Origin of the sequence: Streptomyces sp. AK02-01A (assembly GCF_033795305.1) — a bacterium.
Lineage (GTDB): Bacteria > Actinomycetota > Actinomycetes > Streptomycetales > Streptomycetaceae > Streptomyces.
Genome location: NZ_JARBAE010000030.1, coordinates 33,287 through 45,708 on the forward strand (window position 1 = coordinate 33,287; position 12,422 = coordinate 45,708).

Sequence of the window (12,422 nt, forward strand, 5' to 3'; positions counted from 1 at the left end):
CGGTCGCGGGCGACCAGCCTCCGACCTCAAGTCGGCTTGAGGTCAAGTCTTCTCGACCGTCCCGGGCCCGACAGGGCGTGAGGGACCTGGTGTCCGGTCCCGCCGGCACGGTGGCTGACGGGTCGTGATCCGTGACATCGGGGACGCCGTCAGTGGTGTGCGTCACCATGGGTGCATGGCACGGAAGACGACGAGGAGCGGGACCGCATCGAAACCGGTGGCGGTACGCCGTGCGGAGGTACGGCTGCCGCCGCTGAGTCCGTACCGCGGCGGTCTTGAGCCGGACGGTGATTACGACGGGCTGGAGTTCAAGGATCTCGACCTGAGCGGGCAGGGCGGCCCGGGATCGCGGTTCATCGACTGCGCGCTGCGGGAGTGCGTGCTGGACGAGACGGCGCTGGGGCGGGCGCGGTTCATCGATTGCCTGCTCAGCGGTGTGCGAGGAGTCGGCACGGAGCTGGCCGGGGCGTCGCTGCGGGACGTGGAGGTGGTGGACGCGCGGCTGGGCGGGACGCAGGCCCATGGCGCGGTGCTGGAGCGGGTGCTGTTCCGCGGTGGAAAGATCGACTATCTGAATCTGCGCAAGGCCCGGCTGAAGGACGTGGTGTTCGAGGGCTGCGTCCTGTCCGAGGCGGACTTCGGAGGAGCGGAGCTGGAGCGGGTGGAGTTCCGTGGCTGTGTGCTCAGGCGGGCCGACTTCAGCAGCGTCCGGATGAAGGACGTCGATCTGCGGACGGTGGCCGAGCTGGATATCGCGCGAGGTCTGGACCGGCTGGCGGGCGCCGTCATCAGCTCGGCTCAACTGCTCCAGCTCGCACCGGCGTTCGCTGCCCAGATAGGTGTGCGAGTGGAGGATCAGGCCGGGTGAGGTGCGGGGCCACATACTTCGAAGACCCCGACCTGGGGGGATGGGGTCGGGGTCTTCGTGTGCTCCAGAGACACGGCCTGTGTGGGGGGAGGAAGCGGTCGCCCGGTTCCCGGCAGTGCCCCGGCACATGCTCGTGTGCCCGGCGTCGAAGGATGTACGCCTGCCGACGCGGAATTCACTGGGTGGGCTCTGTGACCACCGTGTGAGGAAGTTACGTGGGCGGTACACCGGCAGTGGCATCAACGGCAGCGCCTGCGGGCGGACCGAGCTGTTCGGAAGCGCGGCAGGCCCGGCGCGGGAAGCTCCGGCGCGGGAGAAGGCTCAGACGCGGGAGAAGCGCGACTGGAGATCCCAGACGATCGGGTTGTCGGCCAGGCCCTCGTGCATATCGGCGAGGTCCGCGATCAGGTCGTGCAGGAAGTCACGTGCCTCACGGCGCAGCAGCCGGTGGCTGAAGGTCAGCGGAGGCTCGTCGCCGGGCATCCAGTCGGCTTCCACATCGACCCAGCCGAAGCGCCGCTGGAAGAGCATGCGGTCCGCCGATTCCGTGAAGTCCAGCTCGGCGTACTGAGGTTTGGACGAGCGGCTGCCGCGCGGGTCGCGGTCGAGCTGCTCGACGATGTCGCACAGCGCCCAGGCGAAGTCGAGCACCGGCACCCATCCCCAGGCTGTGGACACCTCGCGGTCCGCGTTGGTGTCGGCGAGATAGACGTCTCCGCAGAAGAGGTCGTGCCGCAGCGCGCGGACGTCCGCGAGCCGGTAGTCCGTCTGTGGCGGATCGGGGAAGCGGCGGGAGAGTGAGTAGCCGATGTCGAGCACCGCCCGATGGTGTCATGGCCTCGCGGCGGCCCGGCAGGCGGACGGCCGTACCTCTCCGGAGCCCGTGTCCGGCGGCGCCGGTACGGGACGCGGACGGCCGGACCGGTCCGCGGCCGCGTGTCCTGCGGCCTCTCCGCGCGTTGTACCGACCATGAACGTACGTCGATTTCTCACCACCGCGGCGGCGGGCTCCGCGCTCCTTGCCGCTGTCGCTCCCTGTGCCCACGCGTCCGACCTCGGCGGGACCCTGAGCGGAGCGGCGAAGACCGCGACCGTCGCCGGTGAAAAAGCCAAGCCGGTGGCCGAAGGCGTCATCGGGAACAAGGTCGGCAAGAAGGTGGGCGCCGTGAAGGGCGCGGTGAAGGCCGGATCCGACGCGGTCAAGGCCGGCCACGACCTCGTTGGCTGAGCCCGGCTGAGCCCTCGATCCGCGCCGGCGGGCGAGAGTATCCGGTCCCTCGCCCGCCGCGCGCTGTCACCAAGCGTCCGCCGCGGCGGAGCGGGCCGTCACTTCTGGTGGGCGATGGTGGCGTTCCAGGTCGCCTTCCAGTTGCCGTCGCCGAACTTCAGCGCGGCGGTGCACTTGCCGGTGTCGCCGTCGCAGGTCACGGCGGTGGCGGGGACGGGAGCCGCGGCCCTGAGGCCCGGTGTGACGGTGTTGGCCGGAGTGGTGGTCGGCGTCGTGCTGGTCGTGTTGGTCGTGGTGGTAGGCGTCTTGTGCGTCGTGGTCGTGTTGGTGGTGCCCGTGCTGCTGGTCGCCTGGTGGGTGACCGCCACGGCCCAGGTCGCCTTCCAGTTGCCGTCGCCGAACTTGAGCGCGGCCGTGCACTTGTAGGTGTTGCCGTCACAGGTCACGGCGGTGGCCGGGACCGGAGCCAGGGCTCTGAAGCCCAGCGTCGCCGTGTTGGCCGCGGCCGGACCGGTCGTGGCCGTCATGGCCGGCGTCATAGAGGCCGTGTTGGTCGGCGTCCTGCCGGCGATGTTGTTCGTGGCCGTGTTGTTCGTGGTCGTGTTGGTGGAGGCCGTGCTGGTGGCCTGGTGGGCGACCGCCACCGCCCAGGTCGCCTTCCAGTTGCCGTCGCCGAACTTGAGCGCCGCCGTGCACTTGTAGGTATCGCCGTCACAGGTCAAGCCGGTCACCGGGACCGGAGCGGCCTTCGGGAGCGGAGCGGCCACCGCGGGGGCGGCCATGCCGATACCGAGGGCCGCCACGGCGGCGAGCGTTCCAGCGACGGTGCGCAGCATGGTGATGTCCTTCCGTCTGGGCGCGGGAGGCGCCCGTTCAGAGGAAGATCTCCTACGCGGGGTGCGTCACCAACCGTGATCAGTCGTGCGTTCACCGCAACGAGGTAAAAGCTCCCACCGGCTGCCGACCATGGCGCCCGCGCTCCGTGTACCGGGCCGCGACCGCCCGCCGTACCGGGCCGGGACCGCTTCCGAACGCCCGTCCGCACGGCCGGGCGGCCGGCGGGCGCCGCCGCGCCGTGGAGCCGCGCCGGAGCGCTTCGCGGCCTACGATCACCGCGTGGACCAGCGCACTCCTGTAGCCCTCGCTCTCGCTCTGCTCGTCCTCACCGGCTGCGCCAACGACGGCAAGCCCGGTGCCGCGGGCCTGCGCGATCCTTACTTCCCACGGCTCGGCAACGGCGGCTACGACGTCCGGCACTACGGCCTGACCCTCGACTACGCCCCGGCCACCGGCCGGCTCCAGGGCGTCGCCGAGATCACCGCTCGCGCCACCCAGGACCTCAGCGCCTTCAATCTCGACTTCGCCGGGATGTCGGTCGACTCCGCGACCGTCGACGGTGACAAGGCCGCCGTCCACCGGGCCGGTACGGAACTCACGCTGCGGCCCCGCGACGGCATCGACCGGGGCGACACCTTCCGTACGGTCGTCCGCTACTCCGGTACGCCGGAGAAGATCACCGATCCGGACACCTCGGAGGAGGGCTGGCTCAGATCCGGGTCCCGGGCGGTCGCGCTGGGCGAGCCGACCGGCTCCATGGCGTGGTTTCCGGGCAATCACCATCCGAGCGACAAGGCGGCGTACGACATCCGGATCACCGTCCCGCGCGGGCTCAAGGCCGTCTCCAACGGTGAGCTGACGAATGAGCTGACGGAAGGCGGCAGGACCGCCTTCGTCTGGCACTCGGCCGAGCCGATGGCGAGCTATCTGGCCACGGTCGCCATCGGCCCGTACCGGACCGTGTCGACCAGCGCGGCCGAACCGGACAACGGGGCCAAGGCGTCGAAGGATTCCAGGAAGCGGCCCAAGAAGATCTCGGTGCCCGTCTATACGGCGGTCGATCCGACCGTCGCCGAGGACAGCGCGGATCTGGTCGCGGCGGTTCCGGGGATCATCGAGTGGGCCGAGCGGACTCTGGGCCCGTATCCCTTCTCCTCCACCGGTGTGATCATCGGACGGCCGCGTGACTCCGGCTATGCCCTGGAGACCCAGAACAGGCCCTTCCTTCCCGGCCCGACCAGTGTGGGAACGCTGGTGCACGAGCTGGCCCACCAGTGGTTCGGCAACTCCGTGTCTCCCAAGTCCTGGCACGACATGTGGCTCAACGAGGGATTCGCGGAGTACACGGAATGGCTCTGGGAGGAGGACACCAAGGACGTACCGGTGCGGCAGAGCTTCGACGAGGCGTATGACGACGACGACAACTGGGTCTTCCCTCCTGCCGATCCGCCCTCCACCGCGGACATCTCCCGGCCGCCGGTGTACGGCGGCGGCGCCATGGTCCTGCACCGGGTGCGGGAGACGGTGGGCGACACGACCTTCTTCCGTATCCTGCGCGGCTGGCTGCGGACGCGCCGTCACGACAACGCCTCCACCGACGACTTCACGGCATACGCGGAGCGGGAGTCGGGACGGGATCTCCGGGACGTGTGGGAGCCATGGCTGTACGGCCACGGCAGGCCGGCCCGCGACTGAGGCCCGCGCCCGGGTCCGTCATCCGAGAGCCTTGCGCAGCACCAGACAGAGGTGGTCCCGCGCGCGGTCCTGGCGGCGGTCGATCTCCGTGTAGCCGAGCGCGGTCCAGAAGGCGACGGCCTTCCGGTTGTTCTCCGGTACGGCGATCCTGACGCCCGTGCGCCCAGCCGTCCGGAACCGCTCCTCGATCACTCCGGCCAGCGCCCGCCCGTGACCGGAGCGCTGTTCGCGCGCGTGCACCATCAGCAGGCCGATCCAGGCATCGGGGTCGTCCGGGTCGGGGTGGCGGGCGAGAGTGACGGCGATCGCGACCAGGCGTCCTGTCGAACGGGCGAGCAGCACCTCCGCGTCCGGATGGGCCAGTTCATCGGCGAGGGAGGCCGCGACCTGCTCGGGACGGATCTCGTCGGGATCCGGGAAGTCGCCGCTGAGCTGCTGGAATTCATGGTTGGAGGCGTACAGCGCGGCGAGTTCGGTGAGCAGGGGCCCGGGAAGGGCGCCGTCCACGGGCGTCAGCGGTTCGACGATCATGCGGCGCAGGCTACCGATCAGCGGCGCGGCCCGGCGAGGACTGGCCCGGCGAGGACTGGCCCGGCGAGGACTGGCCCGGCGAGGACTGGCCCGGCCGCTGTCCGCTCCGGTGTCGCGCGCCCGGGCCCATCCGTTCGTGTCCGGCGCGGACGCGAACGGGTGGGCCCGGCCGAGGCCGGAACCCACCCGTTGTCACCGCGGCGTACGTGTCAGAGGTTGACGCCGAAGTCCGTGGCGATGCCCACCAGACCCGAGGCGTAACCCTGGCCGACCGCGCGGAACTTCCACTCCGCACCGTTGCGGTACAGCTCGCCGAAGACCATGGCGGTCTCGGTGGCGGCGTCCTCGCTCAGGTCGTAGCGGGCGATCTCGGTGCCGCCGGCCTGGTTGACGATACGGATGTACGCGTTCCGCACCTGGCCGAAGTTCTGGCTGCGCGTCTCGGCGTCGTAGATGGAGACCGGGAAGACGATCTTGTCGACATCGGCCGGCAGACCCGCCAGATTGACGTTGATCGCCTCGTCGTCGCCCTCGCCCGCGCCCGTGCGGTTGTCACCGGTGTGGACGATCGTCTGGTCCGGCGTCGACTTGTTGTTGAAGAAGACGAAGTGGCTGTCGGAGACGACCTTTCCGCCCGGGTTCACCGCGATGGCCGAGGCGTCGAGGTCGAAATCGGTGCCGGTGGTGGTGCGGACGTCCCAGCCGAGGCCCACCGTGACGGCGGTCAGGCCAGGTGCCTCCTTGGTGAGCGAGACGTTGCCGCCCTTGGACAGGCTTACAGCCATGGGATGTCCCTTTCGTTGTCGTCTGCGGGCTTCGAGCACTCCCGAAGTTACCGTCACCCGGCATAACGCAGACAGAGGACCCGGAGGTTCCTGACGCTTTACTTTCTTTACCCAAGTGGACGGCAGGCCGGGAAAAGAGGGTGACGCGGACGCCGCGGACACGGGACCATGGAGGTATGTCCGGGCCTTCGTATGTCATCCGCGGTTCGGTCTCCCTGCCGGAGACCGAACTGATGTGGCGTTTTTCGCGTTCGTCCGGGCCCGGCGGCCAGCACGTCAACACCAGCGACTCGCAGGTGGAGCTGCGGTTCGATCTCGCCAGGACGGCGGCGCTTCCGCCGGTGTGGAAGGAGCGGGCGCTGGAGCGGCTCGCCAACCGGCTGGTGGGCGGCGTGATCACCGTACGCGCGTCGGAGCACCGCTCTCAGTGGCGCAACCGCGAGACGGCGGCGGTCCGGCTGGTGTCCCTGCTCGCCGAGGCGACGGCGCCGCCGCCGCGAGCGCGCCGCACGACGAAGATCCCGCGCGGTATCAACGAGCGCAGGCTGCGGGAGAAGAAGCAGCGCGCGCAGACCAAGCGCGGTCGCACCGGCCGCGACTGGACGTAGGGATCAGATCAGTCGTCGGACGGATCGGTCGTCGGACGGTCTGCCGGATCCCGGCGGCTCAGCCCTCGCTGAGCCGGCGGTAGCGACCCTTGAAGTAAGCCAGCGGTCCGCCCTCCGTGCTCGGCAGGTCCGCCGCCAGGACGCGGCCGATGACCAGCGTGTGATCGCCCGCCTCGACCCGCTGTTCCGTACGGCACTCCAGCGCCGCCAGCGCTCCTTCGACCAGTGGCGCTCCGCTCAACTCCCCACGGCGGTACGGGATGTCCGCGAAGAGCAGCCGGTCGCTGATCCGGCCCTTCATCGAGAACCGGCCCGCGATGTGGCGCTGGCTCTCGGTCAGCAACGAGGCCGCCCACAGCGGCTGTTCGGCGAGCAGGTCGTCCATGCGGGAGCCGTTGCGGACGCTGACCAGCACCAGCGGCGGGTCCAGCGAGACGGACATGAAGGAGGTCGCCGTCATCCCGGCGTCCTCGCCGCGAGGACTGCCAGGACTCAGTGCGGGTTCATGCGCCGTCACCAGCACCACACCCGCCGCCAGCCGGGACAGGGCGGCGCGGAACTCGTCGTTGCTCACCCCCTCAGGATGGGGGATGGCCTCGGCATGGGGAGCGGGGGTCGTCTGGGACACGGAGGAGACGCTAGTCTCGGCTCTCCCGCGGCCGCATCGGGCCAGGGGACCAGCCTGGTCCTAGGACCAGCGCCGCAGTCGGCGCGCGGCGGGCGCTCCCCGGCGGCCGGGAACGGCCGGCGGACGGCCGGAATTTGCGTTCAGGAAATCTGTGGAGCGGTTCCGGCGGGCGCGCTGCTCCGTTCATCATGTGATGTGACTTGACTCACAGAGTGCAGTATTTGTTGACCCTGTGTACCGGGCGCACAGCTCGCTGTGATTCAGTGGCGAGGACAGTGCGATACGAGAGCCGATGAGATTCCTGGAGTTGCTGTCGAGGTCTCGGGGAGAGCGAGTAATGGAGACCGAGTCGGAGCCGTATGTCCGTCTTGCGACCCTGCGGCAACTGCATCAGGCCGTCGCCGAACTCAACACGGCCCGGAGTCTGGCAGACACCCTGCAGACCGTCGCCGACGGCGTGGTGGAAGGGCTCGGCTACCAGCTCGCGTGCGTCAATGTCGTCCAGGCCGACGGTGACCTCGTCGTCGCCGCCTTCGCCGGCAGCGCCGCCGCGGAAGCGCTGATCACCGGCCGGGTCGGCTCCCGAGGCTCCTGGGAACGGCGTCTCGCGATGGGCGAGAGCTGGGGCTCGCTGCGCTTCATACCGCACACCGAGGGCTGGGTCCTGCTGGAGGACGACGTCCCGCAGTGGTACACCGAGGGCCCCGACCCCCGGTTCGAGGACGAATGGCACCCTCAGGACCGTCTCTACGCCCCGATGTACGCGTCGGGAGGCGGGAACGAGCTCCTCGGCGTGATCTCGGTCGACCGGCCGCGCGGTGGCCGCCGTCCGGGCCCGTGGGGCCAGGAGGCCCTCCAGATGTACGCGTCCCAGGCGGCCATTGCGATAAGCAACGCTCGTCTGCGAGCAAACATGCAGCGCGCACTCGTCCGTCTGGAGCGTGAACAGCAGGCGCTGCGGGCCAGTGAGGAGTCCTTCCGGCAGGCCTTCGAGTACGCGCCCAGCGGTATGGCCATCGCCGAGATGGGCGGTGATCAGCACGGCCGGCTGCTGCGGACCAATGACGCGCTCTGCCGGCTGCTGGGCCGGCCGGCCTCCGCGATGCGCCGGCTCTCGTTCTCCGATCTGGTCCATCCCGAGGACATCGGGACCCTGCTCCGTACCTCCGCCGAAGGCGGTCGCGCCGAGCTGCGGCTGGCCCGCCGTGACGGTTCGTACGTCTGGGTCTCGCTGCGCAACTCCGTCGTCGCGGACACGGCGGACGGCCCTCGCTTCCTGCTCACGCATGTCGAGGACATCGAGGAGCGCAAGAGCCGCGAGCTCCAGCTCGCCCACCGGGCCTCGCACGACTCGCTCACGGGCCTGCCGAACAGCGCGGAACTGCGCGCGCGCCTCAGCGCCCGGCTCTGCTCGCGCCCGCACGCTCCGCGGGAGACCGCGGTCGAGGCCCTGGACGCGGCGTACGGCGGATATGAGGGCACCGTCCTGTACGAGCCCGGATACGACGCCTACGACGGCTATGACGGATACGACGGCTACGAAGAGCGAGGCGCGCACGGCGGCTTCGGCCCCGACGGCGGCCCCTTCGACCACCATGTGCACATGGTCGCGCCCGGCGAGGACGCGGAGAGCGACGACGGCGGCAAGGGCCTCGCGGTCCTCTTCTGCGACCTTGACGGTTTCAAGTCGATAAATGACCGTTTCGGCCATAACACCGGTGACGCCGTGCTGATCGAGGTCGCGCACCGGCTGACCACCGGCGTACGGGACGGAGACACCGTCGCCCGGCTCGGCGGTGACGAATTCGTCGTTCTCGCCGACGGCCTGGGCGCGGCGGACGCCGCCGACCTCGCCGTCCGGCTGCGGAACGCGATCATTCCGCCGATCAGGGTCGACGGGCGGGCCGTGCGGGTCGGCGCGAGTTTCGGAATTAGCTGGGCGAGCTGCGGAATGTCGGTCGAGGAGGTACTGCAATCCGCTGACCAGCGGATGTACATCGAGAAGCGATCGCGTAGCAAGGTCCACCGCCGGGCCGGTTAGGTCCTGTCCGACCGGTCGGGGCCTGCGTCCTGTCCGGCCGGTCTTCGTGGCCCGGTCCGGCCTGCCGTGTTCGGGACACGGCTGGGACATGGGCGCGACGCGTTGTTCATCAAGGGCCCGCACAGTGGGCTCCCATGAGTCAAGGCCCGTCCGGGGACTTGCTCATTCGAGGTAGGCTCGGCCGGTCGGCGACGCTGGCGAGATGGTAAGGAGTGACCAGGGATGACGGCCGGGAACAACGGCGCTAGCACGCCCGAGGACGACGATCCGTTCGGCTATCTGTACGAGGACGGACAGGCGGCAGGCACCGGTCAGCGACGCCAGGGCGGCTACGGCTACCCCGGTCCGGCGGCCGGGCAGCCCGGCGTGCCCAGGACTTCGTACAACCAGGTCAGAACGGTCGGCGAGCGCCAGTACGGTCAGCAGCAGGTCCCGCCGCAGCAGCCGCCGTACGGGCAGCAGCAGTACGGCCAGCAGCAGTACGGCCAGGCTCCTTACGGCCAGCAGCCACCGACGAACTACGCGGCGCCCGAGACCCAGCCCGGCGGTGCCACCACCCGCCAGGTGCCCGCTCAGCGCGGCGGCGGACGCGGCAGCGGCCCCAACACCAGGGGCCTGCTGATCGGCGCCATCGCCGTGGTCGCCGTGGTGGTGATCGGAATCACGGTGGCGCTCTCCGGCGGCGGTGACGACAAGCTGGATGACGCGGCGCCGTCGGACGGCCCGACCGTCGGCCAGTCGGCGCAGCCCGGCGACCAGCAGGACGACAAGGACCAGAAGCCGGACAAGGAGGAGCGGCTGCCCAAGCAGGACGCGGCCACCCTCAAGCTCGGGCCGCCCGCCGTCCTCGCGACGGACATCAAGGGCGCCCAGGGCACCGGCGGCGCGTATGTGTCGGGCTTCAACGCCCCGGGTGCCTCGGTGACCTGGACCGCGGACATCGAGAAGGAGGGCCGGTACGCGCTGTCCGTGCGCTACGCCATCCCGGCCAAGGACGCGAACGCCACGCTGACCGTCAACGGCAAGGCGAACTCCTCTCCGCTCGGTCTGAAGAACTTCATCAGTTCCCATGACCCCAACTGGGAGAAGAACTGGCAGACCACCTGGGCGCCGGTCGATCTCCAGCAGGGCAAGAACACGATCAAGATCTCCTGCGAGCCGGGCAATCAGTGCGACGCCATCCTCGACTGGCTGGAGGTCACGCCTCCCAAGGCGTGATCATTCTCCGGAGCCGCTGATCACCCGCAGGAACCCCGCCACCGTCCCGGCCATCGCCTCGCGAGCCGGGACGAGGTATTTCCGCGGGTCCACCGTCGACGGATGCGCGGTCAGAAACCGCCGTACGGCGCCGGTGAAGGCCGAGTTGAGTGCCGTGCCGACATTGATCTTGACCATGCCGGCCGCGACGGCCCGGCGGATCTCCTCGTCGGGGACGCCGGAGGAGCCGTGCAGCACGAGCGGTACGGGGACGGCGTCCCGCAGGGCCTTGATCAGCGCGTGGTCGAGAGCGGCCGTGCGCCGGGTCATCGCGTGCGAGGAGCCCACCGCGACGGCCAGCGCGTCGACGCCGGTCTCGGCGACGAAGACGAGCGCCTCCGCCGGATCCGTGCGCACACCGGGAGCGTGCGCGCCGAGGGACGGTCCGTCGTTTCCCGCGCCGTCCTTGCCGCCCACCGCGCCCAGTTCGGCCTCGATCCAGACGCCGTGGTCATGGCAGTGGCGTACAGCCTGCGCGGTGGCCTTCAGATTCTCCGCGTACGGCAGCTTCGAGGCGTCGAACATCACCGAGCTGAAGCCCGCGGCGGGCGCGGCCCGCAGCAGCTCCGCCGACTCGACATGGTCGAGGTGGAGCGAGAGCCGCGCGGAGGAGGCACGGGCGACGGCGGCGACGGCCGCCGCGACGGGACCGGGCTCTCCGCCGTGGAACCGCACCGCGTTCTCGGACACCTGGAGGACGGCGGGCGCGCCGGCCCGCTCGGCGCCGGTGGCGATGGCCTCCGCGTGCTCCAGGGTGATGACATTGAAGGCGGCGATCCCGCGTCCTCCGGCCGCGGCGGCCGAGACGAGTTCACCCGTGCTGACCAGTGGCATGCGTCCGTCCCCCAGGATTGCCCGCCGTGCGGCCCGTGCTCAGGCCGCCCGATGCTCCGTCACCGCGACGCGCGGCAGCAGCTCTTCGTATGCCCGCGCGTCGAACTCGCCCGCGGCCGGGGCCAGGACCGTCGCCGTGGACAGCGCGACCGCGCGGGCCAGCCGGGCCGGCCAGGGGAGCCCTTCCACGAGCCCGGAGAGCAGACCGGCCACCGCCGAGTCGCCCGCGCCCGTGGGATTGCCCCGCGCCGCGGCCGGCGGGGCCGCCTGCCAGATGCCGTCCGGCGTGACGGCGAGGACGCCGTCGGCGCCGAGTGAGGCGATGACGCAGTGGGCGCCGCGCCGGCGTGCGTCGAGCGCGGCGGGCAGCGGTTCGCGGGAGCCGGTGAGCCCGGCGAGTTCGACGGCGTTCGGCTTGAGCAGGTCGGGCCGTGCGGCGATGCCCCGGCGCAGGGGTTCGCCGCCGGTGTCGAGGAGTACGCGCACTCCGGCGGCGCGGGCCCGGCGGATCAGCTCGGCGTACGCGCCGACATGGATGCCGGGAGGCAGGCTGCCGCACAGGGCCACGGCGTCGGCGCCGGTGAGCAGCCGCTCGTAGCCGGTGAGGAAGGCGGTCCATTCGGCGGCCGAGACGGTCGGGCCCGGTTCATTGAGCTGTGTGGTGTCGCCGGTCGTCTCGTCGACGACGGCGACGGTGCGCCGGGTGGCTCCCGCGATCGGGACGAGCGCGTCGACGGGGCCCGGAGCCGCGGCGCCGCGTCCGCCGCCGGAGCCGGCGAGCAGGTCCCGCAGTATGTCGCCGGTCCGGCCGCCCGCGAATCCGGTCACCACGCTCTCGTGGCCCAGCGCGGACAGCACGCGCGCGACGTTCAGGCCCTTCCCGCCGGGCCGTTCGATGACCTCGCCGACGCGGTGCGTGGTGGCCGGGAGAAGCGCGGGGACGCGGTAGGTGATGTCCAGCGCGGTGTTGAGCGTGACCGTCAGGATCATCCGTCACACCCCCGGGAGACGAGCTTGTTCGGCCGATTACCGGGGCGATCATGTCAAAAAGAAGGCGGTTGGCCCAGACCCCGGGCCGACCGCCTTCGTCGTACTCGTATGTTCTTATGG

Annotated in this window: 13 protein-coding genes; 6 read left to right on the top strand and 7 right to left on the bottom strand. The window is 70.6% G+C overall.

Translation table 11 applies throughout. The features are described 5' to 3' along the window. Nucleotides 1-175: 175 nt before the first annotated feature. The gene (locus PV679_RS24625; RefSeq protein WP_319682561.1) at nucleotides 176-868 is read left to right on the top strand and encodes a pentapeptide repeat-containing protein; all 693 of its coding nucleotides are present in this window, start codon (nucleotides 176-178) and stop codon (nucleotides 866-868) included. 321 nt (nucleotides 869-1,189) lie between these two features. Here the strand turns inward: PV679_RS24625 and PV679_RS24630 are convergent, their stop codons facing one another. Beyond that, nucleotides 1,190-1,687: a hypothetical protein gene (locus PV679_RS24630; RefSeq protein WP_319682562.1), complete on the bottom strand. Its 498-nt coding sequence runs from the start codon at nucleotides 1,685-1,687 to the stop codon at nucleotides 1,190-1,192. Nucleotides 1,688-1,838: 151 nt separating this feature from the next. Between PV679_RS24630 and PV679_RS24635 the strand changes: the two genes are divergently transcribed. Further along, nucleotides 1,839-2,096 carry a hypothetical protein gene (locus tag PV679_RS24635; protein ID WP_319682563.1) on the top strand — a complete coding sequence of 86 codons (258 nt, stop codon included), beginning with the start codon at nucleotides 1,839-1,841 and terminating at the stop codon, nucleotides 2,094-2,096. 98 nt (nucleotides 2,097-2,194) lie between these two features. Here PV679_RS24635 and PV679_RS24640 read toward each other — a convergent pair whose 3' ends face one another. Then, nucleotides 2,195-2,932: a hypothetical protein gene (locus PV679_RS24640; protein WP_319682564.1), complete on the bottom strand. Its 738-nt coding sequence runs from the start codon at nucleotides 2,930-2,932 to the stop codon at nucleotides 2,195-2,197. 280 nt (nucleotides 2,933-3,212) lie between these two features. Here PV679_RS24640 and PV679_RS24645 point away from each other — a divergent pair, with 280 nt between their 5' ends. Next, the gene (locus tag PV679_RS24645) at nucleotides 3,213-4,628 is read left to right on the top strand and encodes a M1 family metallopeptidase (protein ID WP_319682565.1); all 1,416 of its coding nucleotides are present in this window, start codon (nucleotides 3,213-3,215) and stop codon (nucleotides 4,626-4,628) included. An 18-nt stretch (nucleotides 4,629-4,646) separates the two neighbouring features. Here the strand turns inward: PV679_RS24645 and PV679_RS24650 are convergent, their stop codons facing one another. Beyond that, the gene (locus PV679_RS24650) at nucleotides 4,647-5,159 is read right to left on the bottom strand and encodes a GNAT family N-acetyltransferase (protein WP_319682566.1); all 513 of its coding nucleotides are present in this window, start codon (nucleotides 5,157-5,159) and stop codon (nucleotides 4,647-4,649) included. A gap of 209 nt (nucleotides 5,160-5,368) precedes the next feature. Then, the gene (locus PV679_RS24655) at nucleotides 5,369-5,944 is read right to left on the bottom strand and encodes a TerD family protein (protein WP_319682567.1); all 576 of its coding nucleotides are present in this window, start codon (nucleotides 5,942-5,944) and stop codon (nucleotides 5,369-5,371) included. A 176-nt stretch (nucleotides 5,945-6,120) separates the two neighbouring features. Between PV679_RS24655 and arfB the strand changes: the two genes are divergently transcribed. Continuing rightward, nucleotides 6,121-6,552 carry an alternative ribosome rescue aminoacyl-tRNA hydrolase ArfB gene (arfB, locus tag PV679_RS24660; RefSeq protein ID WP_319682568.1) on the top strand — a complete coding sequence of 144 codons (432 nt, stop codon included), beginning with the start codon at nucleotides 6,121-6,123 and terminating at the stop codon, nucleotides 6,550-6,552. Between the two features lie 58 nt (nucleotides 6,553-6,610). Here the strand turns inward: arfB and PV679_RS24665 are convergent, their stop codons facing one another. Beyond that, nucleotides 6,611-7,180 carry a flavin reductase family protein gene (locus PV679_RS24665; RefSeq protein WP_319682569.1) on the bottom strand — a complete coding sequence of 190 codons (570 nt, stop codon included), beginning with the start codon at nucleotides 7,178-7,180 and terminating at the stop codon, nucleotides 6,611-6,613. Nucleotides 7,181-7,517: 337 nt separating this feature from the next. Here PV679_RS24665 and cdgB point away from each other — a divergent pair, with 337 nt between their 5' ends. Beyond that, nucleotides 7,518-9,221, top strand: coding sequence for a diguanylate cyclase CdgB (gene cdgB / locus PV679_RS24670; protein WP_319682570.1), 1,704 nt, complete (start codon nucleotides 7,518-7,520; stop codon nucleotides 9,219-9,221). A 222-nt stretch (nucleotides 9,222-9,443) separates the two neighbouring features. Further along, nucleotides 9,444-10,439 carry a CBM35 domain-containing protein gene (locus tag PV679_RS24675; protein ID WP_319682571.1) on the top strand — a complete coding sequence of 332 codons (996 nt, stop codon included), beginning with the start codon at nucleotides 9,444-9,446 and terminating at the stop codon, nucleotides 10,437-10,439. Here the strand turns inward: PV679_RS24675 and PV679_RS24680 are convergent, their stop codons facing one another. Together PV679_RS24680 and PV679_RS24685 are read right to left on the bottom strand one after the other, a co-directional pair. Then, nucleotides 10,440-11,312 (bottom strand): class II fructose-bisphosphate aldolase, encoded by an 873-nt coding sequence (locus tag PV679_RS24680; protein WP_319682572.1) that lies wholly within the window; start codon nucleotides 11,310-11,312, stop codon nucleotides 10,440-10,442. It abuts the gene before it with no gap. A 39-nt stretch (nucleotides 11,313-11,351) separates the two neighbouring features. Further along, nucleotides 11,352-12,302 (bottom strand): 1-phosphofructokinase family hexose kinase, encoded by a 951-nt coding sequence (locus PV679_RS24685; RefSeq protein WP_319682573.1) that lies wholly within the window; start codon nucleotides 12,300-12,302, stop codon nucleotides 11,352-11,354. Between the last annotated feature and the right edge of the window lie 120 nt (nucleotides 12,303-12,422).